We start from the raw sequence: 25,885 nt of genomic DNA, 5'->3' as shown, positions 1-25,885 counted from the left end.
CCCATTGCCCCGCCACAGCCGGAGGGCTATCAGCGCCCCAAACCCGCTTGGCAGGAGAGCGCCATGGCCGATGATGCCGCACAAGACGACCGCCCGCAGATCTACCTGATCACGCCGCAAAGCTTCGCGCCGGATGACTTTGCACCGCAACTGGCCGATGTGCTCGACGGGACACAGATCGCGTGCCTGCGCATGGCGCTTGCCGGGGAGGATGAAGACACGCTGGCGCGCGCCGCCGATGCGTGCCGCGACGTGGCCCATGCCCGCGACGTGCCGATCGTGATCGACCGCCATATCCAGCTGGTGGAACGGCTTGGCCTCGACGGGGTGCACCTGGGCGATGGGGCGCGTTCGATCCGCGCGGCGCGCAAGGCGCTTGGTGCTGACGCGATCCTCGGAAGCTTTTGCGGCGCCTCCAGCCACGACGGCATGAACGCGGGCGAGGCGGGCGCGGATTACATCAGTTTCGGCCCCGTCGGCGACAGCAACCTCGGCGATGGCACCCGCGCGGAGGTCGACCTTTTCGCCTGGTGGTCGCAGATGATCGAATTGCCGGTTGTGGCCGAAGGCGCGCTCGACACGGGGCTTGTCGAAGCCCTTGCGCCCGTCACCGATTTCTTCGCCATCGGTCCGGAAATCTGGTCGGAGGACGACCCGCTGGCCGCACTGCGCCGCTTGACCGCACCGCTGCGTTAACCAAACGCCCTGCCGTTCTCCAGACCGTAGCGCACCGCCTGCTCGGCCGCTTTGGCCAGCGCTTTGCGGTTGCTCGCCGCTGTGACCGGGATCGGCGGATGGTAGACCACCTGCACCTGCCCGCGCCCTGGTGTGGCGAGGATCTGCACAAGGCTCGGCCCGAAATCCATATCCCCCCACCAGCCATAATGGCGCGCATCAACGCCCGCAGGCGCACGGTAGCGCAGGCTGACCGGCTGCACCGCGATCTCGCCCGTCAACCGCTCCGAGAAGAACGCCGCAAACAGCGTGGTCTTGAACGGCAACACCTGCCGCCCGTCCGTCGAGGTGCCTTCGGGAAAGAACAACAGGGGGTGTCCGGCGAAGAGGCGATCTTCGAACAGCTTTGTCTGCGCCGCCGCCTCGCGCCGGTCGCGGCGGATGAACACGGTCCCCGTGCCGCGCGCCAGCCACCCCACGCCGGGCCAGCCACCGACCTCGGATTTCGCCACGAAATAGAGACGTTTGCACGCGTTCAGCACGAAAATATCAAGGAAACTGACATGGTTGCACACATACGCCCCCGGCGTGCGCATCGGCGTGCCCACCACCTCCCGCCGCAGCGACAGAAGCCGACAGGCCCAGATGCAGACAAACTGCGTGATGTAAGGCGTCACCGGGCGTCTCAGGCCCCAGATCGCACGCTCAGGCAGCCGCAGAACCAGCAGAAGCGGAAAGCAGATCAGCAAGATCACCAGCAACGGCCCACCGCGCCACGCGATGCGCAGCGCCTCATTCGTGCCGATCGCGCGCGGCTCGGGCGGGGCCTCGTCGCTTTGCCAGGTGTCGGTGTCCGTTGCGCCCGGCCCTGCCCCGTCGGGAGGCCCGTTCATCGGCCCACACCGCGTTGATAAATCGCGCGATGCGTGTCCGACATCCGCGCCACATCCATCACCAGACAGACGTCGATGCAATTGAACGGACGGTCGATATAAGCACCCTGCCCGACGAACCCGCCAAGCCGGAGATAGGCCTTGATCAGGGCGGGCATCGTGCGGATGGCGGCGGGGCGATCCAACACGTCCTGTGAGATCAGGTCCATCCTCTGATAAGCCTCCGCGCGCGCGACCGGACGGATGTCTTCCGGGGCCAGATGGCGATGATGCAAGAGTGACAATTGACCGGCCAACGGCGCCGGGTCGAGACCGTGGAAAGAGGCCACGCCGAACATCAACTCGATCTCATGGGTAGCGATGTAGTCAGCCAGGCCGGTCCACAGATGCATCATCGCCGCCCCGCCGCGATACTCGCGATGCACGCAGGACCGCCCCAATTCCAACAACCGCCGCCCCGAGCGGCGCAACGGACCAAGGTCGTATTCATCCTCGGAATAGAACCGCCCCGCACGGGCAGCACCTTCTTCGCACATCAGCCGGTAGACCCCGACAACGCGGTCGTCTTCGGGTCGGTTGAGATCGCGCAGCAGCAGATGTTGGAAAAACGGGTCGAACCGGTCGGCCTCGATCCGGGCATCATGGTCCACCAATGCCCCATCGCCGCCAAGTTCTTGCACGAAAACCGCATAACGCAGTCTTTGCGCGGCCAGGATATCCGCGGCGGTCTCGGCCAGGCGCAGCTCGAATTGGGGCTCATCCATCGGCATGCGGTGCCAGCTTCGTCCTTGTTGCGCAGCGGTTGGTCGGCGCAGGGTTAAGCGGCCCCATGGCCATTTGCAAGCAAGCCACACCTAAAGAGTGAATTGCCCGAACCCCGTGTTAAGATACTGTTAACCACCCGGGACTAAGACAGGGTGACGGCATCAGGAGGGTGTGACGATGTCCAGTGCAACATGCCGACCATCCACAACGACCTTGCCCTCATGCTCGAAATTGACCGTGACCTTGCCGCCGATGTTCGATTGCACTTGCCCCAAGCCCCATTCCGGAGCGGCAGGGTGTTGAACATACATTCCCGGCTCAAGGATGGACGTGATATCTTCCGCGTTCATGTTGCTTGCCATAGATCAAAGGGACCCTCGTGCCATGCTTGATGTCCATTCCCAGCTTCCGACCCGCTTGGCCGACCTGGTCGCCTCTCGGCTCTGTCATGATCTAGTTAACCCTCTCGGTGCTATCGGCAATGGCGTTGAGCTGTTGGAGATGACCGGCAAGGCCGACGGGCCGGAAATGGAATTGATCCGCGATGCGGTGCACGCGGCGGAGGCCCGCATTCGCTTGTTCCGGCTCGCATTCGGAAGCGCCGGGCCGGATCAGAACACCAGCCTGCGCGAGGCACGGCAGGCGGTCGAAGGCTACTTCCACCAAAGCCGCATCGTGGCCGATTGGCGCATTGATGGCGACCGGCCCCGGTTGGAGACCAAGCTCGCCTTCCTGATGCTGCTGTGTGCCGAAACCACCCTTCCGATGGGCGGTGAGATCGCCATCACGCAGGCCAGCGATGGCCCTTGGAGCCTTGAGGCGCGTGGCGGGCGGATCAACATCAAGGCCGACGTGTGGGAGCTGTTGCAAGACGCCGATTTGGCCGCCACCGGAAATCTACGCCCGTCGGATGCGCAATTCGTCGTCCTGGCCCATGTGGCGAAGGCCTTGGGCCGTGTCGTCACGTTCAGCGCCACCACTGAGGCGATGACGCTTCAGCTGATTTAAAGCGCGCCCAACCCCGCGCGGAACCGGCGCATGTTGTCACGGTAATGCGCAGCAGAGGCCAAAAGCCCCGCCTGCTCGGCCTCGGTCAGGGTGCGTATGATCTTGCCCGGCATCCCCATCACAAGCGAGCCGTCGGGGATGGTCTTGTTCTCTGAAATCAACGCACCTGCCCCGATCAGGCAGCCTGAGCCGATAATGGCGCCGTTCAAAACGGTGGCCCCCATCCCGATCAACGAGCCCTCACCGATCTCACAACCATGCAGCATCGCCTTGTGCCCGATCGTGCAGTCCGCCCCGAGGATCAGGGGGCAGCCTGGATCGGTATGGCAGACCACGTTTTCCTGAACATTGGTCCCGCGTCCGACGCGGATTTCCTCGTTGTCGCCGCGCAGGGTACAGCCGAACCAAACGCTCGCCCCCTCCTCCAGCACCACGTTGCCGATCAGATTCGCATCCGGCGCGATCCAAGTGTCATCGGCGATTTTCGGGGCCGTCCCGTCCAGTGCATACAATGTCATGGCGTGTCCTCGAATTCCGATTGCAGGCGGCGCACATGGTCCATCAGGCCGGGCTGTTGGCTGGCTTTCATGCGCTCGGCTGTCAGGATCGCTTTCAGCTTCACCTCTGTGCCATCAAGATCGTCGTTGATCAAAACGTAATCATACCCGTCCCAATGGCTGATCTCGTCCCAGCTTTTCTGCATGCGCTTGGCGATGGTCTCGACGTCGTCCTGCCCCCGGCTTTCGAGCCGTCGCCGCAATTCGGCAATCGAGGGCGGCAGGATGAAGATCGACAGGACATGCGGGGCGAGCGCGCTTTTCTGGATCTGCTGCGCGCCCTGCCAGTCGATGTCAAACAACACATCGCGCCCGGCCTCGATCGCCTCGGACACCGGGCCCATCGGCGAGCCGTAGAAATTCCCGAAGACATGCGCGTGCTCCAACATCTCACCATCGCGCACCATCGCCTTGAACCGCGCCTCGTCGAGGAAATGGTAATCCTGCCCATCGACTTCGCCCGTGCGCGGCGCGCGCGTCGTGGCCGAAACCGAGAACCGCAGCGTCTCGTCCCAGACCATCAGCCGGCGCGCAAGCGTGGATTTGCCGGCCCCCGACGGGGAGGACAGGATGATCAAAAGCCCACGGCGATTTGGATCGTGCATGCTCATTCCACGTTCTGAACCTGTTCGCGCATCTGATCGATGGTCAGTTTCAGGTCAAGACCAATGGCGGTCAACGCGGCATCGCCGGATTTCGAACACAGCGTGTTGGCCTCGCGGTTGAACTCCTGCATCAGGAAGTCGAGCTTGCGCCCGACCGGTCCACCCTTGGCAATCAAATCGCGCGCGGCGGTGATATGGGCGCGCAGACGGTCGATCTCTTCGGTGACATCGGCCTTGACCGCAAGCACCGCCAGCTCCTGCGCCAGCCGGGCTTCATCTACAATCTCCGTGGCCTCCAACAACTCGGCCACCTGGGCGCGCAGGCGCGTGCCCGCCGCCGCCGCGCGCAGCGTTGCGGTCTCGGCGGCGGCGTCGGTCAGGCTGGCGATCCGGTCGAGTTGACCCGCCATGACCTCGGCCAGCGCGCGGCCCTCGCTGCGCCGCATCGCCACGAAGGCCGCGATCAGCGTGTCGGCTTCGGCCAACAGGCGCTTGGGCTCCGGAAGAGCGACGCTGTCGTCAGCCTCCATCACACCGCGCAGACCGAGGATTTCGGCGGCCGTCGACGACGCCAAACGATCCCCCGCGCGCGCCTGCACAACCTGCAGCGCGGCCATAACCGTATCGAGAAGCGGCTCCTGCAAGGTTAGCGCCGCGCTGCCCGCGGCCCGCTGAAGTTTCAGCGACACGGTGACATTGCCCCGCGCGAGCGCCTTTTGCAGGGCGGTGCGCAACGGTTGCTCCAGCGCGCCAAGTCCATCAGGCAGACGCAGCCGCAGATCAAGGCCGCGCCCGTTCACGCCACGGATTTCCCACTGCCAGCCGATCGCCCCGTCATTGCCATCCGAGGAGGCAAACGCAGTCATCGAGGCGAGCGCGTCAGATCCCACGATCTGCCACCGTTCCGTTAACCATCCCGCAAGACTCCCCCTGCCCATAAAATTTTATTCAGTGTATTGAGAACAGGACAGGAGCAACACCGCCGGGTCAAGGCGGCGTGTTCCGGGGCGGGGGCCGAGACTGACGAATTGACGCGATTGTGCGGAGGCCGACCGATGAGTGACATTCTGAGTGGACCAAATTCCCTCGACCTTCTGGACGAGCGCATCGTGTCCTTGATGCGGTATTGGGATCATCTGCGCGCCGGTCGTCCGGTGCCCGCACGCATCGAAGTGAGCCCGGCCAGCATCGCGCGGCATCTGTCGCGCGTTTGCATTCTGGAGCGTCCGCGCGCCGGAACCGTGCGCATTCGACTGGCGGGCGCGACCCTGTCGGGCCGCATGGGAATGGAGCTGCGTGGCATGCCGTTCCGGTCGCTCTTCGAGGTTGATGACCGCGCGCAGGCCATGGATGCAGCTGAGACGGCCATTGTCACCCCCTCGATCAGCATTCTGTCGCTGGAGCGCGCCGACCATACCGGCCCTCAACACGAGGCGCAGATGGCGATCCTGCCCTTGTCGGACACCCAGGGCGGTCTGACCCGCGCCATCGCGCTTTATTCCGAAACCGCCACCGCGACGCCGTATGTCAACAATTTGCGGGGCCGGTTCCAGGTGTCCGATCACCGGATGCTGGAAATCCCCGAGACCGGTGCTTTGCCGGGCCTCTCGGCGCGGGCACCGATCCATGCGCTGCCAAAAACCAAGCAGGCGCGCACCACTCCGGCCACGCCGACCCGGGCGCAGGCCGCCCCGCGGGTCGAAGCGCGCGTGTTGGACCACCACACGCGCCCCGTTTTCCAGGTGATCGACGGCGGCCGCAGTTAATCGCGCGGCCCCCAGCCCGTCCGCGCGCAGGCTTTAGCCGACCGCGCGCAACGATTGACGCGAGGCCGAAAGCTCTTCGGCCACCAGGAACGCCAGTTCCAGCGATTGCGACGCGTTCAGGCGCGGATCACAGGCCGTGTGATACCGGCTCGACAGATCCTCATCGGTCACGGCGCGCACGCCGCCGGTGCATTCCGTGACATCCTGACCCGTCATCTCGAAATGCACACCGCCGGGAACTGTGCCTTCGGCTCGATGAACGGCAAAGAATTCCTGCACTTCGCGCAGCACACTTTCGAACGGGCGGGTCTTGTATCCGCTGTCAGATTTGATCGTGTTGCCATGCATCGGATCGCAGGACCACACCACGGGATGGGCCTCTTCCTCGACCGCACGGATCAACTTTGGCATATGATCGGCCACTGCCCCCGCGCCGAAGCGGTTGATCAAGACGATGCGCCCGGCCTCCCGCGTCGGGTTCAGCGTATCAAGCAATTCCTTGAGGTCCGAGCGGCTGATCGACGGGCCGCATTTGATCCCGATCGGGTTTTGCACACCCTTGCAGAATTCCACATGGGCGCCGTCCGGCTGTCGGGTGCGGTCGCCGATCCAGATCATGTGACCCGACCCCGCGAGCCACTTGCCCGATGTCGTATCGAGACGGCACAACGCCTCTTCATATTCCAGAAGCAACGCCTCATGCGAGGTATAGAAATCCACCTGCCCCAATTCATGAGTCGTGCCCGAGGTGACACCGGCGGCGGTCATGAAATCGAGCGCGTCCTGAATACGGTTGGCCATATCGGCGTAGCGTTCGGCATCGCCGATATCGGTGAACCCAAGCGTCCACGAATGCACCCGGTGAATGTCGGCATAGCCGCCCTTCGACAGCGCGCGCAGGAAGTTCAGCGATGCAGCCGCCTGCGTGTAGGCCTGCAGCATTTTCGCCGGGTTCGGGATGCGGGCCTCGGGCGTGAAGTCCAGCTCGTTGATGATGTCGCCGCGGTAGGATGGCAGCTCCACCCCATCCTTGACCTCGGTCGGGGCCGAGCGCGGCTTGGCAAACTGACCCGCCATGCGCCCGATCTTGACCACCGGCACCTTTGCGCCGAACGTCAGAACCGTGGCCATCTGCAACATCACCTTGAACGTGTCGCGGATGTTGTCGGCGGAGAATTCTGCAAAGCTTTCGGCGCAATCGCCGCCCTGCAGCAAAAAGCCCTGCCCACGGGCCACAGCCGCCAGCTCATCCTTCAACGTGCGCGCCTCACCGGCAAACACCAGCGGCGGGTATTTCGACAGCTGCGCCTCGACCGCGTTCAACGCAGCCGCGTCCAGGTAATCCGGCATCTGCACCCGCGGCTTCGCGCGCCAATCCGATTTCGTCCAGGTCGTTGCAGAGCCCATGGTCGTCTCCATCTCAAAGGGTCGGCCCCCTCTCTACACAAGCGCCCAACGGCTTCCAACACCGCATTTGCCAAAAACGTGCTGTCCTTCCCGGGCGCTGTGAGCGATTCTGGGATTGCATGGACCCGCGTTTGGTGCTTTCGGTTTTTTCCGGGGAGCGAGGCCTTGTGGTAAACCAAGCCCACCCGCAGGAGAATGTAGGATGACCGACATCCAAGCCAGAACCCGTCCCGGTGACGGCCCCAAGCGGTTCGTGTTCGTCTTACTCGACCAATTCACCATGCTGTGCTTCTCGTCGGCGGTCGAAGCGCTGCGGATCGCCAACCGCATGTCGGGCCAGACGCTTTACGAATGGGTGCTGATCGGCGAAGGCGGCGACTATGCGCAAAGCTCCGCCGGCATCTGGTTCCGGCTGGACGGTGATCTGGATGACGTACGCCGCGAAGATGTGGTGCTTTTGTGCGGCGGGATCGACGTGGCCGGGGCCACCACCAAGCGCCTGCTCAGCTGGCTCCGGCGCGAGGCGCGCAAGGGACCGGTGATCGGCGGGCTGTGCACGGCGGGCTACACGCTGGCCAAGGCCGGGCTACTCGATGGCAAACGTGCGACGATCCATTGGGAAAATCAGGACAGCTTCACCGAGGAATTCGAAGAGGTCACGCTGACCAAATCGGTCTTCGTGGTCGACGGGAACCGGATCACGACCGCGGGCGGCACCGCCTCCATCGACCTGATGCTGAAACTCATTGCCGAGGATCAGGATGAGGAAATGGCCAATCTGGTCGCCGATCAGCTGATCTATACTTCGATCCGCACGGACCAGGACACGCAACGCCTGTCGATCCCGACGCGCATCGGCGTCCGCCATCCCAAGCTTGGCGCGGTCATCCGGATGATGGAACAGAACATCGAGGACCCGATCAGCCCCTCGCAACTGGCCGAGGATGTCGGCATGTCCACCCGACAACTCGAACGGCTGTTCCGGCGGTATCTCAACCGCTCGCCCAAGCGCTATTACATGGAATTGCGCCTTGGGAAGGCACGCAACCTTCTGATGCAGACGGACATGAGCGTGATCAACGTGGCGCTGGCCTGCGGTTTTGCCTCGCCGTCGCATTTTTCGAAATGCTACCGCGCGCATTATGACACCACGCCTTACCGCGAACGCGGCACCCATGCGGCACGGGTCAAAGGCTGATGAACCGCCCCGTGCGCCCCTAGTCTTCCGCGCCCGGGCGGCGGGCCAGATGCGCGGCCCGCCCGCCCTTGCGCCGCCGCTCCGGGGCCTCCGCAAGCCCCTCGGTCAGAACCGCCGTCATCGGGTGTTCCGCAGGCTCGCCACCGTGCTTGGTCAGCAAGGCGCGGATCGCCGGTTTCGGGTCCGCCGCGCTCAGGCTCAACGCCCAATCCACAAAGATCGACCGGCATTCCGCCGCCGTGATCCCCTCGATCCGAAACGCTTCCCGGATCAGGCCCTTTGGGTCATTCGTATCGCTGTCACGCATCACCCTCGCCCCCCTGCTGCAATGCCGCGCTGCCGATGATATCGTCCACCCTAACGGCGGCCTTGGCGCGAAACGTGTCAAGCTGCGTCACCAAAACGTCCGGCTCCGTCATCTCAAGCAGGCGCAGCAGAAAGCCCATGCCGCCCGCGCCGCAGGCCTCGGGGCTGAGCGGCTTTTCCGTCAACAACCGCCCGCCCTGCTGCAGCGCTGCAAAAAGCGCCTGCGCCGCGATCAGATCCGCGGCCGCATCCGCCGCCAGATGGCCCGCATCGCGCGCGGCGGCCAATTGCGCATCCACCCGCCGCGCCGAACTGCCTGTGGCAAGCGCCAACGCCTGCGCGCATAATGCAATGTCCTGCAGACCGCCCGGCCCATCCCGTACCTCCCAGGTGCTGCCCGCGCGCCCCGCCTTGGCCAGCCGCGCGCGCATTTCGGCAGCGTCGCGCAGCACGCCGTCAAGGTCCCCGGCCCGCGCCGCGATCACACCGCAGCGCACGTCCTCCACATCCCGCGCGAGGCTCTGCTCCCCGGCCACCACCCGCGCCCGCGTCAGCGCCATATGTTCCCAGGTCCACGCCTCTTCGCGTTGATAGCGGTCAAAGGCCGACAGGGCCGTCGCCACCGGCCCCTGCCCGCCCGAAGGCCGCAGGCGCATATCCACGTCGTAAAGCTTGCCCTCACCCGTGGGCGCACTCAGCGCGGTGATCATCGCCTTGGTCGCCTTTGCAAACCAGCCGCGTGGGTCCAACGGACGCGGGCCTTGCGTCATCTCGACATCGCCCGCATCAAAAATCACGATCAGGTCGAGGTCCGAGCCCGCCGTCATCGACGTCGTCCCCAGGCTGCCCATCGCAAGGATCACCCCGCCCCGCCCCGGCGCAGGCCCGTGACGCCGCGCGATCTCGGAACAGACACAGGGCCAGAGCCCCGCGATCACCGCCTCGGCCACATCGGAATAATGCTGCGCGGCATCGTCGGCCCCGATCAGGCCGCGCAACATGTGCACGCCAACCCGAAAATGCCATTCCTTCTGCCAGCGCCGCGCGGTGTCGAGTTGCGCCTCGTAGTCCAGCGGCTCCAGAGCCGCCGCCAAATCCGCGCTCAGCGCCGCAACCCCGGGCCAAGCGGCAAAGAATTGTCCGTCCAGAACCGCGTCCAGAACCCGCGAATTGCGCGACAGATACGTGGCCAGCCCCGGCGCAGTGGCGCAAATATCGGCCAGGAGATCCACAAGGCTGGGGTTCGCCTCGAACAGGGAAAACAACTGCACCCCGGCGGGCAGACCGCGCAGGAAGCCGTCGAAATTGGCCAGCGCCTCTTCGGGCCGGTCGGCGCGGGCAAAACGGGCCAGAAGATCCGGCTTGAGCCGCTCAAAGATCCCCTGCCCCCGCTCGGAGCGCAACGCCGGATAACCGGGCCAGCGCGCGACGATGTCCTGCGCCGCATCGCCAAGTGTCGGGGCCGCGCCATTCCGTGTCTTCGATTCGTAAAGATCGCCGGTGATCTCATCGACGGCGGCCAACCGCGCCGCCAATGCATCGCGATACCGCGCGGTATCCCCCTCGCCGCTCAGCCGCGCGAGCCGGTCGAAGCCTTCGTCGGATTTCGGCAGGCTATGGGTCTGCGCATCGTCGACCATTTGCAACCGATGCTCTACCTCGCGCAGCGCCGTATAATGATCGGCCAGCGTCCCGGCGACCTCGCGCGTGATCCAATCGGCCCGCGCCAGCGCCTGCAACGCCTTGACGGTGCGCGGCGCACGCAGGCTTGGGTCGCGCCCGCCCGCCACAAGCTGCCGGGTTTGCGCGAAGAACTCGATCTCGCGAATGCCGCCGGGCCCGAGTTTCACGTTGCGCCCCTCAAGCGCGTGCCCATGCAGGCCCTTGTGGTCGCGGATCCGCTGCCGCATGTCCATCGTCTCGGCCACCGCCGCGAAGTCGAGGTGCTTGCGCCACACGAACGGCGTCATCGTCTCAAGAAACCGCTGCCCCGCCGCCACATCGCCGGCCGCCGCGCGCGCCTTGATATAGGCCGAGCGTTCCCATGTGCGCCCTTCCGCCTCGTAATAGCGCTCCGCCGCGGCCATCGAGATGCACACCGGCGTGACGCTCGCATCGGGACGCAGGCGCAGGTCGGTGCGAAACACATAGCCCTGCGCCGTGGCATCGTTGAGCGTCGCGGCCATCGCGCGGGTGGCTTTGATAAACGCCGCGCGCGCCTCCATTTCCTCGGACGGGCCATCGAAGCGCGTCTCGTCAAACAGGCAGATCAGGTCGATATCGCTGGAATAATTCAGCTCCCCCGCCCCCATCTTGCCCATCGCAAGCGCCACCATCCCCGCGCCATCGCGCAGCGCGTCTTCCTCACTCATGCCGGGGATCTTACCGCGCCGCGCCTGTGCCGCCACGTGAATGGCCAGCGCCGCCGCAACGCAGGCATCGGCGAAATCGGTCCAGGCCTGCGTGACCGTCGACAAGGCCCAAACCCCGCCCAGATCGGCCAGCCCCACGATCAAGGCCGCGCGGCGCTTGACCTGCCGCAGCCCGGAATTGAGCGTCGCGGCCTCAAGCGTTCCGGTCTCGGCGATCAGCTCGGCGATCACATCCTCCGGCGCGCGCTCCAACGCATGCGACAGCCAATGGCCCTCCTTCGCGATCAACCCGGCCAGATAGGGCGACGACCCGCCGACGCCCCGGATCAACTCCGCAAGCTCGGGCGCAAGGTGCGGCACGGCGGCCAGCGCGTCGTCGCCCCTTTCGGTAACAAACGGGATCGGTGCGCGGGAAAGACGGTTGGCGAAACTCATGGGGGATTCTCTTGTGGCCCGGCCTGATCCTTGTAAGCTCGGCGCGAATTGGCAAGCGGTGGATCATGTCGAAATCGTTGAAACGGGTGAAGCGCGCGCTGGACGCGGCCAATGTAGCGGCCGAGGTGCTCGAAATGGCCGACGGGACCCGCACGGCGGCGGAAGCTGCGGCGGCGGCGCATTGCGCGCTGGATCAGATCGCCAAATCCATCATCTTCCGGGCTGAGACCAGCGGCGAAGCGGTCCTGTTCGTGACCGCAGGCGGCCATCAGGTCGACATCGCAAAGGCCAGCGCCGTGGCGGGCGAGCCGCTTGGCAAGGCCGATGCCGCCTTGATCCGCGCGCAAACCGGTTTCGCCATCGGTGGCGTGGCCCCCATCGGGCACCTGAGCCCGATCCGCGCCTGGTGGGATCCGCTCCTGTCGGAGTTTGATGTGGTCTATGCCGCCGCCGGAACGCCGCGCCACATCTTCCCAATCGCCCCTGATATCTTGCAGAAGATGTCCGGCGCATCGCGCGCGGATTTCGTCACCCAAGCGCATTGAGCACCGATTGCGCCGCGCGCAGGCCCGGCGCGGCCCCCCCTTGCCCGAGGCGCGCCATTGTTTCGGCCATCGCGGCCCGTTGCGCGCCCGGATCGGCCAGCACCGCCTCGACGCCCGCGCGGATCAGCTCCGGGCGGCAGGCCTCGGCCAGAAACTCCGGCACGGCGCGCGTCTCGGACACCAGATTGACCAACGTGACCGTGTCGACCTTGATTGCGCGCTTGACCAGCGCGCGGGTCAGCCAGTTGAAATCATAGGCGATGACCATTGGCGTGCCACTGGCCGCGAGCTCCAACGACACCGTCCCCGATGCCGCAAGCGCGATATCCGCCGCCCTGAAGGCCGCGCGTTTCATCGGCAGGTCGGTTGCATCCACGATCAGCGGCGCGGGCGACCAATCCGCCGTCAATTCCACCACGGCTTGCCGGATATGCGGCAAGGTCGGCAGGACCAGGCGCGCCTCCACCCCCTGCAACGCCGCCCCGAAAAGGGGCGCGAGCCGCGTCACCTCGGACCGGCGCGATCCCGGCAGGACCAAGATCAACCGCCCGTCTGCGCCGATGCCATTCTGTGCCCGAAACGCCGCCGCCTCCGCATCCGTGGCCAGTGGCTCGGCCACCACCGGGTGGCCCACGAAATCGCACGTCATGCCTGCAGCCTGCATATAGGGCGGCTCGAACGGCAAAAGCGCCAGCACATGGTCGATGACCTTCGCCATCTTCGCCGCGCGCCCCGGACGCCACGCCCAGACGGAGGGCGCCACGTAGTGGATCGTCTTCATGTCGGGGCGGGCGGCCTTCACCTGCCTGGCCACGCGCAAGCCGAAATCCGGGCTGTCGATGGTGATCAACGCCGCCGCATCCGACGCAATCGCGGCCTGTGCCGTTTGTGCGATCCGGCGCTTGAGCTGGCGGTATTTCGGAAGCACCTCGGCAATGCCCATGACGGCCAGTTCTTCGTATGGAAACAGCGATCCCAGCCCCTGCGCGGCCATCTCCGGCCCGCCAACGCCGTGGACGTCCACATCGGCCCCGGCCGCGCGAAAACCGGCCAACAGTGCGCCCCCAAGCCGGTCGCCCGAGGGTTCTCCCGCGACCATGAACAGCTTCAGCGCGCCGCCCACCTCACGGCCCTGCCCAGAGGTGCACGCCGGTCTCGGCGCAGGCCGCCTTTATCGCCGCGCGGTCCAGCATCAACACCGCGTTCGGCGCAATCTCGATGCCCGCAAGGCCCGCATCGGCCGCCTGCCGGATCGTCTGCGGCCCGATGGCGGGCATATCCACACGCAGATCCTGCCCCGCTTTGGGGCGTTTCACGAAGACGCCGCCCGATCCGGGCGCAGTGCGGGCCACGAATTCCAGCATCGCCTGCGTGCCCTGCAACGTCTCGATCCCCAGAACCTGCCCCCGTGCGGCCACCGCACCCTGGCCCACATCAAGCGGCCCGAGCGCCTCCAACACCGCCCGCGCCCGCGCGGCATCTTCCACTGCCACCGGCTCTCCGGCGATCACACCCGCCGGAGCGACCAGATCGGGCCGGATGTCCTGCGCTGCGATGACGGCAAAGCCCTCCGCCTCAATCACGGCAATCACCGCCCGCAACAGCGCATCGTCGCCCTGCCCCATGGCCTTCATCAGAAGCGGCATTTTCGATGCGGTGAACGGATCAAACGCCACCGGGTCCAGCGCCGGACGGCCCATGGCGCCTGCAAGGCAGACCTCGCGCACATCCTTGGCGCGCAACTCGTCGAACAGCTTGCCCAATTGCTCGAACCGGGCCTTGATCGGCGGCGCCTTGTGACGGTCGATCACACTGTCCTTGAATTGGACAACATAGGCCATTTCGGCTTCGAGAAGCAGGCCGGGCAACGCACCGGCCCCCGCAAGGATCGCGCGCATGCATCTACTCCGGTGTCAGGTAGGAACGGTCGCTTTCACCCATCACGAAATCGACGATATCGCGCACATAATCGCTGTCGATCTCGTCACTTTCGCCAAGTCGGCGCGCGCGTTCCTGAAACGAGGCCCCCTCACCTTGCTTGAGCGCCTGAAGCGCAGCCCTGAGCGCCGTGATATCCGCCTTGGCCACCCCGCGCCGCTTGAGGCCCACAAGGTTCAGCCCATCAAGCCGCCCGCGCGGACCCTGCACAAGGCCGTAGGGGATCACGTCATTGGTCACCATGCTCAGTGCGCCAACGATGACCCCGCGCCCGATGCGCACGAATTGATGCACCCCCGACAGACCGCCGAGGATCACGTCATCGCCCACTACGCAATGGCCCGCCAGCGCCGCGGAATTCACCATCACGACCCGGTCGCCCACCACGCAATCATGCGCCACATGGGCGTTTGCGAGGAACAAGCCATCGTCGCCGACGCGCGTCACGCCGCCACCGCCCGCGGTGCCGGTGTTCATTGTCACGCCCTCGCGGATGCGGTTGCGCTTGCCCACGATCAGGCGCGTGCGCTCCCCGCCGAATTTCTTGTCCTGCGGGATCTCTCCGATGGAGGCGAAGGGGAAGATTTCGCAGCCGTCGCCGACCTCGGTCCAACCCGCCAGAACCACATGGGATTTCAGCGTGACATTCGCGCCAAGCGTAACCTCGGCCCCCACGACGCAAAACGGCCCAATGGTGCAGCCCGGGCCGATCACCGCACCGTCTTCGACAACCGCCGCAGAATGCACCTGAGCCGAAGGATCAACCGCCATCAGGCGTGTCCCTGCGGCAGATCCATCATCGCGGTGAAGCTGCATTCGCAAGCCAACTCCCCCTCGACCTCGGCGCGGCCATCGAACTTCCAGACCTTGCCGCCGGGCTTGCCGCGCGTCACGTGGACCTGCAATTCCAGCACGTCGCCGGGCACCACCTTGCGGCGGAACTTGGCCGCGTCGATGCCCATGAAATAGACCAGGAAATTCTTGTCGGCCAAATCCGCCGACACCCCCACCATCACCGCCGCCGTCTGCGCCATCGCCTCAACGATGGTGACACCGGGCATGATGGGCACACCGGGAAAATGCCCCTGAAAATGCGGCTCGTTCACGGTGACGTTCTTGAGGCCTACGGCGGATGTGAACGGGTCGATGTCACGGACCTTGTCGATCAGGAGGAACGGATAACGATGCGGCAGAATGCGCTGGATCAGGTCGATATCGGCGGTGGTCGGGGTCTCGACACTCATGGCAACGCTCCGATGCTGGGACATATACTCGCGGTGGCCTAGCAACTCCACCCGCGCGCGGCAAGATGTGGCGCGGCTTTCGGCCGATCGCGGTCTGCAAAGGCGCGTTCAGTCGAAGGTGGTGAACAGGGGTGCCACGCCACCCTGACCAAGGGCCGTGTCGATCTCGGAAATTGCGCGATCGGTGATATCCACGCTGCCTGCCGACAAAAGCACCGTCCGGCTGTCCAGCAAAACCGCCGCCCCTTCGGACTCGACCAGATCCAGTAGGATCGGCACGATCTCCTCGAAGAACCGTTGCCGGGCGGCCTCGGCCTGCGACTGCAGATCGCGGGTCTTGGCGTCTTGTGCCGCGCGGATGCTGCTGACCCGCTCGTCAAACTCGTCGGCCATTTCGCGGAAATCGGCGGGCTCCAGCGTCGCGCGCAAATCCGTCAGCTCGAGCTCTTCTGCGGTGAGTTGCGCTTCGATCTCGCGGTTCTGGGCCGCCAGCGCCGAGGAAGCCGCCTCAAGCTCGCGCTGAATGCGTTGTCCGTATTGCGTCTGGCTCAGAAGCCGGTCTTGGTTGAGCACAAGGATATCGCCGGACACCGGCGTGGATTGCGCGGCCCCCTCGGGCGCTGCAAACGCAAGCGCCGCCAACCCGAAGGCGGCGGCGTGCAAGACATGACGTATCCCGGCCATCGGTGTCAGAAACGCGCCTCGACCGTGAAGTCGAAATTCCGGGTCCGGTCGAAATCCTCGGATTGGATCGGACGCGAGAAGTTGAAGCGCAGCGGCCCGAGTGCAGTGTCCCAGAACACCGACACACCAACCGCAGAGCGCAGGCTGAAGCTGTCATCAACCTCGGCGCCACCGGCACCCACCGTGTCATCAAGCCCCCAGACCGAGCCGACATCGGCAAACACGCCGCCCGAGATGCCGTATTCATCCGGCAGCGGAAGCGGGAAGGCCGCCTCGAACCGGGCCACAGCGAAATAATTGCCGCCGAGGAAGTTCTGGTTGTCCGCGTTCACATCACGTGGGCCCAAGCCACCGCTCTCAAAGCCGCGCATCTGACGCGAGTTGAGCGAGAACCGGTTCGCAATCCGCGTGCCATCATCGCCAAGCGCATTGATCGCGCCACCTTCAAACGTGGCGCGCAGGGTGACTTCCTCGCGGGCCACGCGGGTCTCGGCAATCGCGCGGATATTCGAGCGGATGAATTCCGTATCCCCGCCAAGCCCGGCATATTCCCCGGTAAAGGCGAACGCGACACCGGCATTCGGGTTCAGACCCGTGGCGCGGTTGTCGAAGCTGTAGGTAAAGCCCACCCGCGATGTGTCCGCCTCCGACGGCTCCCGCGTCAGGATCGGCGAGTCGTCCGCATCCAGCCCCGAAACCTCATCATGATCGAAGTTGTAGAACAGGCGCACACGCCCGTTTTCGCTGATCGGGAAGGCGAGGCTGGTGCCCACGCCGTAGCGGATGGTGTCGAAGGAGTCGGTGTTTTGCTGCTGCGTCTGGGTGTAGTAGGCGCTGACCCCAAGGGCCAGATCGCGGCGCAGGAAGGCGGGTTCCTCGAAGGCGAAGCTGAGCGATTGCGATCCATCAACCGTGTTGAGGTTAAGCGAGACGGCCTGCCCACGCCCGAGGAAGTTCTCCTCCGAGAAATTCACTGAGAACCCAACACCGCCGTCGGTCGAATAGCTGGCGCCGAACCCGAGCGAGCCGGTGGGCTGTTCCTCGACGTCCACATCAATGATCACCTGCTCTTCCGACGTGCCGGGACGACCGTCGACAACCACATCACGGAAAAAGCCGGTGGCGCGAATACGCTCTGCGGCGGCACGGATCTGGGCCGGGTCCAGCGGGTCGCCTTCTACCACGTCGAACTGACGGCGGATCACGCGGTCGAGCGTTGTCTGGTTACCTTCGATGTCAATGCGCTCCACGAACACACGCTCACCACGGGTGATCAGGAACTCGACATTCACGATCAGGTTGGCGTCATCGCGGGTGATCACCGGCTCGATGCGCACGAACCGCAGGCCCTGATCGGCGGCGAGATTTTCCATCCGGGTGATGACATTGTCGATGATGCGCGGGCTGTAGCGCACGCCGGGACGGATGTTGATCGCATCGCGGAAATCATTGGCATCCGCGTCGGGCAGCTCCGAGCGCACATTGAGGTTGCCGATGCGGTAGCTCTGACCTTCGCGGATGTTGAACGTCACGAAATAGGCACCGCGGTCCCGGCTCAACTCCGGTGTGACCGACAGGATCTGGAAATCGATATAGCCGCGATCCTGATAAAAATCGGTCAGCAACTGCCGGTCCAGCGCGATGCGGTCCTGAATGAACGTGTCCGACCGGATCAGCGCGCGAAACAGGCCCGCTTGTGTGCTCTCCAGGATCTGGCGCAGGCGACGGTCGGAATAATCACGGTTGCCGACAAAGGCGATGCGCTGCGTTTCGACCACCGCGCCCTCGGTCACTTCGAACACCAGATCCACACGACCTTCGTCGCGGCGGATGATCTGCGGCACCGCCGTCGCAGTCAGGCGACCGGACTCTCGATAAAACTCGGCGATGGCGGCGGCGTCACGTTCGGCGGTGATCGGCGAATAGACCCGGCGCGGCGTCGACGAGATCACACCAAGCAAGTCCTCGTCATCGACCCGGCGGTTGCCCTCGATGGCGATGCGGTTGATCGTCGGGAATTCGACCACGCTGATCACCAGCGTGTTGCCGCGTGGCGCGACATCGACACGCTCGAACAGGCCCGAATTCTGCAACCGTTGCAGCGCATCGTTGACCTGCCCGGCCGAAATCGACTGGCCCGGCGTCAGCCCTGCAACATCAAGGATAGACGCATCATTGGTACGTGCGTTTCCCTGAATGTCGATCGTGTTGAAATTGAAGGTTTGCGCAGTTGCAATGGGTGCCGACAGCAGCAGAACACACATCAAAACGGTGGCCGTCACAGCGCGTGCGGTGAAGCCAGACAAGTGCGAAAAAGCACGGAGGACCATAGAATCCCACCCATTGGTCAAGTTTGCAGACATGCCTTGGGTAGCCTGCCCCCAAGGCCTAGTCAAACGCATGTGGTGGAAGTGTTGTGTCTTTCTCGCCCTTTGTCACAACCTGTGGCCGATCCGGCACGCAGTTGCGACGCGGACCACGCCGAAAAACGGCGCCAATTCCGTGGGTTGTGGTGAAACCGCCGCCTCAGGTCAGGCTCAAAACCCAACCCGCAAGGAACAGCGCCGCCGTGATCAGCAACGGCGTCAGGAACCGATCCATATTGACCCAAACGAGCTGGGTCATTCCGCGGGTGCTTTGGGCTAGGTAACGCATGACGTCACGGGCTCCATGAAGGGTTTGCGATGCATCAATCATCGCGCCCAAATGTGTCAGAACCTTGGTCCGCAGGTGGAGATTTAACGGTTTCGCAACCCTGTCCGACCCGCAAGGTCCGACCGGGTCAGCACCAGATGTCGTTGGTCAGTGCAAACAGCATCAGCGACAGCAACATGAACAGGCCCACCGACATGAACGCCCGCAGGACCTTGTCCGACGGCGGCTTGCCGGTCACCGCTTCGTACGCATGGAACACCAGATGCCCGCCGTCCAGAACCGGGATCGGGAACAGGTTCAAAAGACCGACCGCCGTCGACAGCACCGCGATGAACCAGATGAAATTGTCCAACCCCTGGCTGGCCGCCGCGCCCGAGGTCTCCGCAATGCCGATGGGGCCTTGCAGGTTGCAGCTTGAAATCGCGCCGGTGATGATGTGCCACAGCCCGTCAAGCGAGCTTTCGATGATGAACGTCACCTGGTTGAAGCCGAAACTCACGGCCTCCCACGGGCCGACGCTCTGGGTCTCGGGCTCGAAAATCAGACCGCCGGTGATCCCGATCAGCCAACGCGTCTCGAACCCGTCGCCGGTCGGCAGGTCGGTCTGGCGCGGGCTCAGCGTCAGGTTCAGGACCTCGCCCGCACGCCACACTTCAAGTGCCAGCGGCGCGCCCTCGGATGCATCGACAAAACTCCGCAATTGGCTGAAGCCGTGGATCGGCGTGCCGTCCACCGTCAGGATCACGTCGCCCTCCTCGATTCCCGCCGCGATGGCCGCCGATTGCGGCGCCACGCTTTGCACGATGGGCAACAGGGGAAAGGCCGCGTCGACCTGCATCGCCTGCTCGTCGCGCAGGATGTCATAAGTCACAAGCGCCGCCGGATCGAGCGCGCGGGCCAATTCGAACACATCGGCCAGGGCCTCGACCGGCTCGCCCTCAATGGCGGTGATCAGATCGCCCTGCTCCAGCGTCACGACCTCCGCCGGAAGCGCCTTGGGCGCGCCCACCCGGGCCTCTTCAACGGCCTGACCGCTGACGATGACAATGCCCGCGAAAATGGCAATCGACAGGATGAAGTTGAACACCGGTCCCGCCGCAACGGTCAGCGCCCGCGCCCAAAGCGGCGCGCCGGGCATCGAGCGCCGCCGCTCGACCGGATCAAGCGCATCCAGCACCGCGCCATCTGCCCCGGCCGAGGCCGCATTCGCATCGCCCAGGAACTTGACGTAGCCCCCGAACGGCAAGGCCGCCAATTGCCACCGCGTGCCGCGCTTGTCGACGCGGCTGAACAGAACCGGACCGAAGCCGATGGAAAACACTTCCGCATGGATCCCCGACCAGCGGCCCACGATGTAGTGGCCGTATTCGTGGATCGCCACGATGATCGACAAAGCGACGACAAAGGCCAACAGCGTGAAGCCAAGATTGCCGAATGCGGGAAGAAGATCCATCTAGCGTGCCTCTTTCTCGTGATGCTCGATTGCGGTCCAGGCGGTCTTACGTGCCATGTGGTCGGTTTGCAGCACGTCCTCAAGGGTTTCGACGGCATTTGAAAGGCCGATCTTTGACGACATCGCGTCAAGGGTCGCTTCAACCACGCCGCTCATGTCCATGAAACCGATGCGCCCGGCCAGAAAACCGTCCAACGCGGTCTCCTTGGCGGCATTGAACACGCAGCCCGCATGACCGCCCGCTTCCATCACCGCGCGCGCCAGTTTCAACGCCGGATACCGCGTGGCGCAGGGTGCGTAAAACTCCAGCGTCGCAAGCTGCGCCAGATCGATCCGCGCCACCGGCAGGTCGCGGCGGTCGGGATAATGCAGCGCATACCCAATCGCGTGGCGCATATCCGGCGCGCCCAGATGCGCCATCAATGCACCATCGTTGAAGCCCACCAGCGCATGCACGATGCTTTGCGGGTGAATAACGGTCTCGATCTGTGCGGGCACAACACCGAAAAATTCTTTCGTTTCAATAAGCTCCATGGCTTTGTTGAACATGGACGCGCTGTCGATGGTGATCCGCTGACCCATGTCCCAATTCGGATGCGCCCCGGCGTCTTCGGGCGTGGCATTGGCCAGCGCCGCGATCGGCCAATCGCGCAGGCCCCCGCCCGAGGCGGTGATGATGATGCGCTCGACCGCCGCCATATCCTCGCCGACGAGGCCTTGAAAAACGGCGGAATGCTCGCTGTCCACGGGCAGGATCTGCGCGCCGTGCTGCCGCGCCTCCTGCAAAAGAAGCGGGCCCGCCGTGACCAGACTTTCCTTGTTGGCCAGCGCCAGCGTCGCGCCGTGGCGCAGCGCGCGGAACCCCGGCGCCAGCCCCGCCGCGCCCACGATGGCCGACATGATCCAGTCGGCGGGCCGGTCCGCGGCCTCCAGAAGCGCCGCCTCCCCGGCTGCGGCCTCCACGCCGCTGCCCTCCAGCGCCGCGCGCAACTCCGGCAACAGGCGCGCCTCGGCAGTAACGGCAATCTGTGCCCCCAACCGCCGTGCGTCCGTTGCCAGCTGTGCGATGTTCGACGCCCCGGTGAGCGCCACGACCTCATAGGCCTGCGCATCGCGCGCGATCAGGTCGATGGTGTTCTGTCCGATGGAGCCGGTCGCCCCGAAGATCGACACGCGCCTGCGGCTCATGGTGTCACCGCGAAACCGGCCAGCACAAAGGCCAGACCCGCAACCGTGAACGCCCCCAGCATGCCGTCGAACCGATCCAGCGCGCCGCCGTGGCCCGGCAGGATCTTCGAACTGTCCTTGACGCCGGCCCGGCGTTTCAACGCGCTTTCCGCGATATCGGCCATTTGTGCCGCGAAGGCGACCAGCACCAGGAACACCACGCCCACGATCACCGCAGGCACCGGATCCTGCGCGCGCAGGCCCACGGCAATCGCGATGATCGCCGCCATCACCCAGCCTGACACCGTACCCGACCACGTCTTGTTGGGGCTCAGGCTCGGCCAGAATTTCGGCCCGCCGATCAGCTTGCCGAAGAAATACCCCGCCACATCCGTTGAGATCACCACCGCAACCACCAACCACATCGCCAGCGGCACCGATTGGTGCAGATAGAAAAACAGGAACGTCGCCAACGGGATCATGCCGCCAAAAAGCGTCTCCAACCGGCTTTTGCGCACCGGGATCATCACCGTGACCATCGTAAGCACCAAGACCCCCACCGCCGCCGGCGACAAGGCCAGAACCTCCGCCCCAACGTTCATGCGATCCTCAAGGATCAACGCCAGCGCCAGCAACGCCGCGCTGATCACCGTGGCCACCCGCGCGAACGGTTTGGTCAGGCGAATGATCAGGCGGAAGTATTCCCAAAGCATGATGGCACCGAACACCGACAGCAAAAGCGCCAGAACCAGCCCCCCCAGCCAAAGTCCGATCCCCGCCACCGACAACAGCACCAAAGCCGACAACACGCGCGGGACAAGATCCGCGAATTTCGGCCCGCCCGCCATCGCGCAGCTCAGGCCAGAACGGCGCCGTAGCGTCGGTCGCGCACGGCATAGCGGCCCACCACCTCCGCAAAGATCTCGGCGGTGAAATCGGGCCACAATGTCTCGATGAATTCGTATTCCGCATAGGCCGATTGCCACAGCAGGAAGTTCGAAATCCGCGCCTCGCCGCTGGTGCGGATCACCAGATCGGGGTCAGGCAACACATGGGTATCAAGGTAGCGCGGGAAGGTCTCGTCGCAGACATCGCGCGGGTTCAGCTTGCCCATCTCGACGTCATGGGCCAGCCGCCGCGCCGCGCGCGCCACCTCGTCGCGACCGCCGTAATTCAACGCGATCGTCAGGTGCACGCGGTCATTGTCCGCCGTCAAAAGCTCCAGCCCGTCCATCAGATCGACCAACGCCGGTTCCAACCGCACCCGGTCGCCGATGAACCGCACCCGCACGCCTTCCTGAAACAGGTTCTGCGACTCGCGCCGGATGTAGCGCTTGAACAGCTTCATCAACCCCGCGACTTCGGTCTGCGTGCGCTTCCAGTTCTCGGTCGAAAACGCGAAGATCGTCAGGTACTTGATGTCCAGCTCGACCGAGGCACGCAGGATCTCGCGCACCCGCTTGGCCCCCGCATGGTGGCCCACAAGACGCGGGCGATTGCGCATCTGCGCCCACCGGCCGTTGCCATCCATGATGATGGCCACATGGTCAGGCGATGCCTTGTTTTCCGTCATCGGGCGTCCTTTCGCGGCGCACACAGCCTGTCGCCATGCCGTCCGGACCCGTGCATTTGCGGCACCGGCCTCAAACCTGCATGATCTCCTGCTGCTTGGTCTCCAGCGCCTCGTCCACACGCTTGATATAGGTGTCGGTCAATTCCTGCACTGCACCCTCCCAGAATTTCGCATCATCTTCGGATGTATCGGCCTTCTTGACCTGATCCATCCCGTCCCGGCGGATGTTGCGGATGGACACGCGCGCGTTCTCGGCATAGGTGCCCGCCACCTTGCCCAGTTCGCGGCGGCGTTCCTCGTTGAGTTCCGGGATCGGCAGCATGATGATCGTGCCGTTGAGCTGCGGGTTGATGCCAAGCCCGCTCTCGCGGATCGCCTTCTCGACCTTGCCGACAAGGCCCTTGTCCCAGACATTGACCGTCACCATCCGCGGCTCGGGCACATTGACCGTGCCAACCTGGTTGATCGGTGTCATCGCGCCATAGGCATCCACCATCACCGGCTCCAGCATCGAGGCCGAGGCGCGGCCCGTTCTGAGCGATGCGAACTCGGTGCGAAGCGACGCAATCGCCCCGTCCATCCGGCGCTCGAGATCGTCGGTATCGAGCATGAAGTCGTCGGACATAACCCGTTTCTCCGTCAGGCTGCTTTAACTTTCACGCGGTTGTAGGGGCTTAGCGGTCGCTTGTATAGGTGCATCCGCGCGCCTCTGCCCGCGCAACGCCCCGCCTTGCAGCGCCGCCCACCCGGCGATGCCGCATCCCCACACAACCCTCCGCCTCGTGCCGCCCGGCCCGGGCCAGCCCATGCGCCGCAGCTTGCGTCCATCAGACCACCAGAACCGTTGCCGGACGGACGCACACGCAATAATCACCGCCATGTCAGTTGTCCGTGACAGTCAAAGCATGTTAGCCCGCCCCTCGGGCGAGACAGGTCTGCGTACAGCCGATAAGATGTTGGCTTTACTTGTAAAATCCTTACGTGGGGAAAGAAAGACAAATGAAAATGTTTAACTTGAAGGCAATTGTGCCTTTCGTGGCTGCGGTCGTTGTGTCGACTGCCGCACATGCGGGCACGGTGACGTTCGAAAGCCTGCTCAACGGCGCTCAGGAAGTGGCCGGCGCGGGTCCGACCTCGGTTCCTGCACCCAATGACAGCCCGGCGCTTGGTGCCGGCGTGATCAACGTCGATTACCGCGCGCGCAGCATCGACGTGTCACTGACGGTTCTGGGCATCTCGCTCGATGACCTCAACGACGGCCTCGTCGCCGCTCCGGTTGGTCCCGTGCACCTGCACCGCGCCCCCGTTGGCGTGAATGGCCCGATCGTCGTGCCCTTCGGCTTTGGTGACAACTACACCAGCATCGGCACCGACCTCGGTTTCGAACTGGTTGCCAATGACCTGACCGCCGATGACTTCCTTGGCCGCACGTTTCACCAGCTCGTGCGCGATCTGAATGCGGGCGACATCTACTTCAACGTCCACACCGACGCCTTCGCGGGCGGCGAGATTCGCGGTCAGGTCGCAGCGGTCATCGCACCGGTGCCGGTTCCGGCCTCCGGCCTGCTGCTCGGCGGCATGCTTGCGTTCGGCGCATGGCGCGTCCGCAGCAAGAAGCGGGCGGCCGCCACGGCCTGATCCGGCCTCTCGGCCTTGGATCCGCGCGCAGCCACAACAGATCTGCGCAACGGCCCACCGCACACCACAGGCCACAGCCCACAGCCCAAAAAACAGGGCGCTCCAACCGGGCGCCCTGTTTTCGTTTCATCCGGCGCGGACTGGCGCGATGCGCGGCCCGCCTGCCCCTGCGCTCAATCCGAAACCTTCGTAAACGTCCCTTCCCCGGCCAGGATCGACCGGAACCCGCCCGGCGCATCAAGGCTGAAGACGATGATCGGCAGATCGTTTTCCCGCGCCAGCGCAATGGCGCTCGCATCCATCACGCCCAGGTGCTGCGCCAGGACCTCGTCATAGGTCACCGTCTCGAACCGCTTCGCATCGGTGTGTTTGGCCGGATCCTTGTCATAGACGCCGTCAACCTTGGTGCCTTTGAAGATCGCCTCGCAGGCCATCTCGGACGCGCGCAGCGTCGCGGCCGTGTCGGTGGTGAAATACGGGTTGCCGGTTCCGGCGGCAAAGATGCAGACGCGCTTTTTCTCAAGGTGTCGCACGGCGCGGCGGCGGATGTACGGCTCGGCCACCTCGTTCATCGTGATTGCCGAGATCACCCGCGTATAAACACCCAAGCCTTCCAGCGCCGATTGCATCGCCAGCGCGTTCATCACCGTGGCCAGCATGCCCATGTAATCCGCCGTGGTCCGCTCCATCCCCTGCGCGCTGCCCTGCAGGCCGCGAAAAATGTTGCCGCCGCCGATCACCAGGCAAATCTCGACGCCAAGGTCATGGACCGATTTGATCTCCGCCGCGATGCGCTCGACGGTCGGCGGGTTGAGGCCGAACCCCTGATCGCCCATCAGCGCCTCGCCGGAAATCTTGAGCATCACGCGCCTGTACCGGGCGGCGCTGGCGTAGGGGGCGGGGGACTGGTCGGCTGGCATGGGGATGTCCTTCGTTGATCTTGCCGCGCACAATGGTCTAAACCCCGCCCCGGTTCAACGCCCCGATTTCGCCGCGCTTTC

Annotated in this window: 27 protein-coding genes; 6 read left to right on the top strand and 21 right to left on the bottom strand. The window is 64.7% G+C overall.

Features of this window, described 5'->3' with window-relative positions; genetic code table 11:
* Positions 1-63: 63 nt before the first annotated feature.
* On the top strand, positions 64-696 hold the full coding sequence (locus V8J83_RS03225) for a thiamine phosphate synthase (RefSeq protein ID WP_339983424.1): 633 nt from the start codon (positions 64-66) through the stop codon (positions 694-696).
* Here the strand turns inward: V8J83_RS03225 and olsA are convergent.
* The 3 genes from olsA to V8J83_RS03210 all read right to left on the bottom strand — a co-directional run bounded on the left by olsA (position 693) and on the right by V8J83_RS03210 (position 2,683).
* Positions 693-1,568, bottom strand: a complete 876-nt coding sequence (gene olsA / locus V8J83_RS03220; RefSeq protein ID WP_339983422.1) for a lyso-ornithine lipid O-acyltransferase — start codon at positions 1,566-1,568, stop codon at positions 693-695. The genes V8J83_RS03225 and olsA overlap by 4 nt on opposite strands.
* Positions 1,565-2,338 (bottom strand): L-ornithine N(alpha)-acyltransferase, encoded by a 774-nt coding sequence (gene olsB / locus V8J83_RS03215; RefSeq protein WP_339983420.1) that lies wholly within the window; start codon positions 2,336-2,338, stop codon positions 1,565-1,567. The genes olsA and olsB overlap by 4 nt, the downstream gene beginning before the upstream one ends.
* A gap of 156 nt (positions 2,339-2,494) precedes the next feature.
* Positions 2,495-2,683 (bottom strand): DUF3553 domain-containing protein, encoded by a 189-nt coding sequence (locus tag V8J83_RS03210; protein WP_339983418.1) that lies wholly within the window; start codon positions 2,681-2,683, stop codon positions 2,495-2,497.
* 34 nt (positions 2,684-2,717) lie between these two features.
* Between V8J83_RS03210 and V8J83_RS03205 the strand changes: the two genes are divergently transcribed.
* A complete protein-coding gene (locus tag V8J83_RS03205; RefSeq protein WP_339983416.1) occupies positions 2,718-3,341 on the top strand; it encodes a histidine phosphotransferase family protein in 624 nt (207 codons plus the stop codon).
* Here the strand turns inward: V8J83_RS03205 and V8J83_RS03200 are convergent.
* Genes V8J83_RS03200 through V8J83_RS03190 form a run of 3 tightly spaced genes read right to left on the bottom strand, consistent with a single transcriptional unit; the run spans position 3,338 to position 5,369 of the window.
* Complete coding sequence (locus tag V8J83_RS03200) at positions 3,338-3,859, bottom strand: gamma carbonic anhydrase family protein (protein WP_339983414.1); 522 nt, start codon at positions 3,857-3,859, stop codon at positions 3,338-3,340. The genes V8J83_RS03205 and V8J83_RS03200 overlap by 4 nt on opposite strands.
* Positions 3,856-4,503, bottom strand: a complete 648-nt coding sequence (gmk, locus tag V8J83_RS03195) for a guanylate kinase (protein WP_339983412.1) — start codon at positions 4,501-4,503, stop codon at positions 3,856-3,858. The genes V8J83_RS03200 and gmk overlap by 4 nt, the downstream gene beginning before the upstream one ends.
* 2 nt (positions 4,504-4,505) lie before the next feature.
* Positions 4,506-5,369 carry a YicC/YloC family endoribonuclease gene (locus V8J83_RS03190; protein ID WP_339985960.1) on the bottom strand — a complete coding sequence of 288 codons (864 nt, stop codon included), beginning with the start codon at positions 5,367-5,369 and terminating at the stop codon, positions 4,506-4,508.
* A 189-nt stretch (positions 5,370-5,558) separates the two neighbouring features.
* Between V8J83_RS03190 and V8J83_RS03185 the strand changes: the two genes are divergently transcribed.
* On the top strand, positions 5,559-6,269 hold the full coding sequence (locus tag V8J83_RS03185) for a PAS domain-containing protein (RefSeq protein ID WP_339983410.1): 711 nt from the start codon (positions 5,559-5,561) through the stop codon (positions 6,267-6,269).
* Positions 6,270-6,302: 33 nt separating this feature from the next.
* On the opposite strand, the gene V8J83_RS03180 is transcribed toward V8J83_RS03185, so the two are convergent.
* Entirely contained in the window at positions 6,303-7,676 is a 1,374-nt protein-coding gene (locus tag V8J83_RS03180) for a class II 3-deoxy-7-phosphoheptulonate synthase (protein ID WP_339983408.1), read from the bottom strand.
* Between the two features lie 202 nt (positions 7,677-7,878).
* Between V8J83_RS03180 and V8J83_RS03175 the strand changes: the two genes are divergently transcribed.
* On the top strand, positions 7,879-8,874 hold the full coding sequence (locus V8J83_RS03175) for a GlxA family transcriptional regulator (protein WP_339983406.1): 996 nt from the start codon (positions 7,879-7,881) through the stop codon (positions 8,872-8,874).
* Positions 8,875-8,893: 19 nt separating this feature from the next.
* Here the strand turns inward: V8J83_RS03175 and V8J83_RS03170 are convergent, their stop codons facing one another.
* Together V8J83_RS03170 and V8J83_RS03165 are read right to left on the bottom strand one after the other, a co-directional pair.
* Positions 8,894-9,181: a hypothetical protein gene (locus V8J83_RS03170; RefSeq protein ID WP_339983404.1), complete on the bottom strand. Its 288-nt coding sequence runs from the start codon at positions 9,179-9,181 to the stop codon at positions 8,894-8,896.
* Positions 9,174-11,987, bottom strand: coding sequence for a [protein-PII] uridylyltransferase family protein (locus V8J83_RS03165; protein WP_339983402.1), 2,814 nt, complete (start codon positions 11,985-11,987; stop codon positions 9,174-9,176). The genes V8J83_RS03170 and V8J83_RS03165 overlap by 8 nt, the downstream gene beginning before the upstream one ends.
* Positions 11,988-12,052: 65 nt before the next feature.
* Between V8J83_RS03165 and V8J83_RS03160 the strand changes: the two genes are divergently transcribed.
* A complete protein-coding gene (locus V8J83_RS03160; RefSeq protein ID WP_339983400.1) occupies positions 12,053-12,532 on the top strand; it encodes a YbaK/EbsC family protein in 480 nt (159 codons plus the stop codon).
* On the opposite strand, the gene lpxB is transcribed toward V8J83_RS03160, so the two are convergent.
* The 11 genes from lpxB to frr form a co-directional block, all read right to left on the bottom strand.
* Complete coding sequence (lpxB, locus tag V8J83_RS03155; RefSeq protein ID WP_339985958.1) at positions 12,516-13,643, bottom strand: lipid-A-disaccharide synthase; 1,128 nt, start codon at positions 13,641-13,643, stop codon at positions 12,516-12,518. The two genes, V8J83_RS03160 and lpxB, sit on opposite strands and share 17 nt — an antisense overlap.
* A gap of 13 nt (positions 13,644-13,656) precedes the next feature.
* The gene (locus tag V8J83_RS03150) at positions 13,657-14,430 is read right to left on the bottom strand and encodes an LpxI family protein (RefSeq protein ID WP_339983398.1); all 774 of its coding nucleotides are present in this window, start codon (positions 14,428-14,430) and stop codon (positions 13,657-13,659) included.
* Between the two features lie 4 nt (positions 14,431-14,434).
* Positions 14,435-15,241 carry an acyl-ACP--UDP-N-acetylglucosamine O-acyltransferase gene (gene lpxA / locus V8J83_RS03145; RefSeq protein ID WP_339983396.1) on the bottom strand — a complete coding sequence of 269 codons (807 nt, stop codon included), beginning with the start codon at positions 15,239-15,241 and terminating at the stop codon, positions 14,435-14,437.
* Positions 15,241-15,714: a 3-hydroxyacyl-ACP dehydratase FabZ gene (fabZ, locus tag V8J83_RS03140; RefSeq protein WP_339983394.1), complete on the bottom strand. Its 474-nt coding sequence runs from the start codon at positions 15,712-15,714 to the stop codon at positions 15,241-15,243. Before fabZ ends, lpxA begins: the two co-directional genes overlap by 1 nt.
* Positions 15,715-15,822: 108 nt before the next feature.
* The gene (locus tag V8J83_RS03135; protein WP_339983392.1) at positions 15,823-16,398 is read right to left on the bottom strand and encodes an OmpH/Skp family outer membrane protein; all 576 of its coding nucleotides are present in this window, start codon (positions 16,396-16,398) and stop codon (positions 15,823-15,825) included.
* A 5-nt stretch (positions 16,399-16,403) separates the two neighbouring features.
* Positions 16,404-18,662 carry an outer membrane protein assembly factor BamA gene (bamA, locus tag V8J83_RS03130; protein ID WP_339983390.1) on the bottom strand — a complete coding sequence of 753 codons (2,259 nt, stop codon included), beginning with the start codon at positions 18,660-18,662 and terminating at the stop codon, positions 16,404-16,406.
* Positions 18,663-19,180: 518 nt separating this feature from the next.
* Positions 19,181-20,506: an RIP metalloprotease RseP gene (gene rseP / locus V8J83_RS03125; protein ID WP_339983388.1), complete on the bottom strand. Its 1,326-nt coding sequence runs from the start codon at positions 20,504-20,506 to the stop codon at positions 19,181-19,183.
* Complete coding sequence (gene dxr / locus V8J83_RS03120) at positions 20,507-21,694, bottom strand: 1-deoxy-D-xylulose-5-phosphate reductoisomerase (protein ID WP_339983386.1); 1,188 nt, start codon at positions 21,692-21,694, stop codon at positions 20,507-20,509.
* Entirely contained in the window at positions 21,691-22,521 is an 831-nt protein-coding gene (locus V8J83_RS03115; protein ID WP_339983384.1) for a phosphatidate cytidylyltransferase, read from the bottom strand. Before V8J83_RS03115 ends, dxr begins: the two co-directional genes overlap by 4 nt.
* Positions 22,522-22,529: 8 nt before the next feature.
* The gene (uppS, locus tag V8J83_RS03110) at positions 22,530-23,246 is read right to left on the bottom strand and encodes a polyprenyl diphosphate synthase (protein ID WP_339983382.1); all 717 of its coding nucleotides are present in this window, start codon (positions 23,244-23,246) and stop codon (positions 22,530-22,532) included.
* Positions 23,247-23,316: 70 nt separating this feature from the next.
* Entirely contained in the window at positions 23,317-23,871 is a 555-nt protein-coding gene (gene frr, locus V8J83_RS03105; RefSeq protein WP_339983380.1) for a ribosome recycling factor, read from the bottom strand.
* Positions 23,872-24,245: 374 nt separating this feature from the next.
* Between frr and V8J83_RS03100 the strand changes: the two genes are divergently transcribed.
* The gene (locus V8J83_RS03100; protein ID WP_339983378.1) at positions 24,246-24,884 is read left to right on the top strand and encodes a CHRD domain-containing protein; all 639 of its coding nucleotides are present in this window, start codon (positions 24,246-24,248) and stop codon (positions 24,882-24,884) included.
* Between the two features lie 173 nt (positions 24,885-25,057).
* Here V8J83_RS03100 and pyrH read toward each other — a convergent pair whose 3' ends face one another.
* Positions 25,058-25,804 (bottom strand): UMP kinase, encoded by a 747-nt coding sequence (pyrH, locus tag V8J83_RS03095; RefSeq protein ID WP_339983376.1) that lies wholly within the window; start codon positions 25,802-25,804, stop codon positions 25,058-25,060.
* Positions 25,805-25,885: the final 81 nt, after the last annotated feature.

Origin of the sequence: Gymnodinialimonas ulvae, assembly GCF_037543845.1 — a bacterium.
Classification (GTDB): Bacteria; Pseudomonadota; Alphaproteobacteria; order Rhodobacterales; family Rhodobacteraceae; genus Gymnodinialimonas; species Gymnodinialimonas ulvae.
Note: the sequence above shows the minus strand (reverse complement) of the source record. Positions and strands in the feature narration are given on the sequence as shown.

What these genes read in the sequence shown, in the direction of transcription:
- V8J83_RS03225 (WP_339983424.1), top strand. Translation starts at nt 64, where the DNA reads ATGGCCGATGATGCCGCACAAGACGACCGCCCGCAGATCTACCTGATC.
- olsA (WP_339983422.1), bottom strand. Translation starts at nt 1,568, where the DNA reads ATGAACGGGCCTCCCGACGGGGCAGGGCCGGGCGCAACGGACACCGAC.
- olsB (WP_339983420.1), bottom strand. Translation starts at nt 2,338, where the DNA reads ATGCCGATGGATGAGCCCCAATTCGAGCTGCGCCTGGCCGAGACCGCC.
- V8J83_RS03210 (WP_339983418.1), bottom strand. Translation starts at nt 2,683, where the DNA reads ATGAACGCGGAAGATATCACGTCCATCCTTGAGCCGGGAATGTATGTT.
- V8J83_RS03205 (WP_339983416.1), top strand. Translation starts at nt 2,718, where the DNA reads ATGCTTGATGTCCATTCCCAGCTTCCGACCCGCTTGGCCGACCTGGTC.
- V8J83_RS03200 (WP_339983414.1), bottom strand. Translation starts at nt 3,859, where the DNA reads ATGACATTGTATGCACTGGACGGGACGGCCCCGAAAATCGCCGATGAC.
- gmk (WP_339983412.1), bottom strand. Translation starts at nt 4,503, where the DNA reads ATGCACGATCCAAATCGCCGTGGGCTTTTGATCATCCTGTCCTCCCCG.
- V8J83_RS03190 (WP_339985960.1), bottom strand. Translation starts at nt 5,369, where the DNA reads ATGACTGCGTTTGCCTCCTCGGATGGCAATGACGGGGCGATCGGCTGG.
- V8J83_RS03185 (WP_339983410.1), top strand. Translation starts at nt 5,559, where the DNA reads ATGAGTGACATTCTGAGTGGACCAAATTCCCTCGACCTTCTGGACGAG.
- V8J83_RS03180 (WP_339983408.1), bottom strand. Translation starts at nt 7,676, where the DNA reads ATGGGCTCTGCAACGACCTGGACGAAATCGGATTGGCGCGCGAAGCCG.
- V8J83_RS03175 (WP_339983406.1), top strand. Translation starts at nt 7,879, where the DNA reads ATGACCGACATCCAAGCCAGAACCCGTCCCGGTGACGGCCCCAAGCGG.
- V8J83_RS03170 (WP_339983404.1), bottom strand. Translation starts at nt 9,181, where the DNA reads ATGCGTGACAGCGATACGAATGACCCAAAGGGCCTGATCCGGGAAGCG.
- V8J83_RS03165 (WP_339983402.1), bottom strand. Translation starts at nt 11,987, where the DNA reads ATGAGTTTCGCCAACCGTCTTTCCCGCGCACCGATCCCGTTTGTTACC.
- V8J83_RS03160 (WP_339983400.1), top strand. Translation starts at nt 12,053, where the DNA reads ATGTCGAAATCGTTGAAACGGGTGAAGCGCGCGCTGGACGCGGCCAAT.
- V8J83_RS03150 (WP_339983398.1), bottom strand. Translation starts at nt 14,430, where the DNA reads ATGCGCGCGATCCTTGCGGGGGCCGGTGCGTTGCCCGGCCTGCTTCTC.
- lpxA (WP_339983396.1), bottom strand. Translation starts at nt 15,241, where the DNA reads ATGGCGGTTGATCCTTCGGCTCAGGTGCATTCTGCGGCGGTTGTCGAA.
- fabZ (WP_339983394.1), bottom strand. Translation starts at nt 15,714, where the DNA reads ATGAGTGTCGAGACCCCGACCACCGCCGATATCGACCTGATCCAGCGC.
- V8J83_RS03135 (WP_339983392.1), bottom strand. Translation starts at nt 16,398, where the DNA reads ATGGCCGGGATACGTCATGTCTTGCACGCCGCCGCCTTCGGGTTGGCG.
- bamA (WP_339983390.1), bottom strand. Translation starts at nt 18,662, where the DNA reads ATGTGTGTTCTGCTGCTGTCGGCACCCATTGCAACTGCGCAAACCTTC.
- rseP (WP_339983388.1), bottom strand. Translation starts at nt 20,506, where the DNA reads ATGGATCTTCTTCCCGCATTCGGCAATCTTGGCTTCACGCTGTTGGCC.
- dxr (WP_339983386.1), bottom strand. Translation starts at nt 21,694, where the DNA reads ATGAGCCGCAGGCGCGTGTCGATCTTCGGGGCGACCGGCTCCATCGGA.
- V8J83_RS03115 (WP_339983384.1), bottom strand. Translation starts at nt 22,521, where the DNA reads ATGGCGGGCGGGCCGAAATTCGCGGATCTTGTCCCGCGCGTGTTGTCG.
- uppS (WP_339983382.1), bottom strand. Translation starts at nt 23,246, where the DNA reads ATGACGGAAAACAAGGCATCGCCTGACCATGTGGCCATCATCATGGAT.
- frr (WP_339983380.1), bottom strand. Translation starts at nt 23,871, where the DNA reads ATGTCCGACGACTTCATGCTCGATACCGACGATCTCGAGCGCCGGATG.
- V8J83_RS03100 (WP_339983378.1), top strand. Translation starts at nt 24,246, where the DNA reads ATGAAAATGTTTAACTTGAAGGCAATTGTGCCTTTCGTGGCTGCGGTC.
- pyrH (WP_339983376.1), bottom strand. Translation starts at nt 25,804, where the DNA reads ATGCCAGCCGACCAGTCCCCCGCCCCCTACGCCAGCGCCGCCCGGTAC.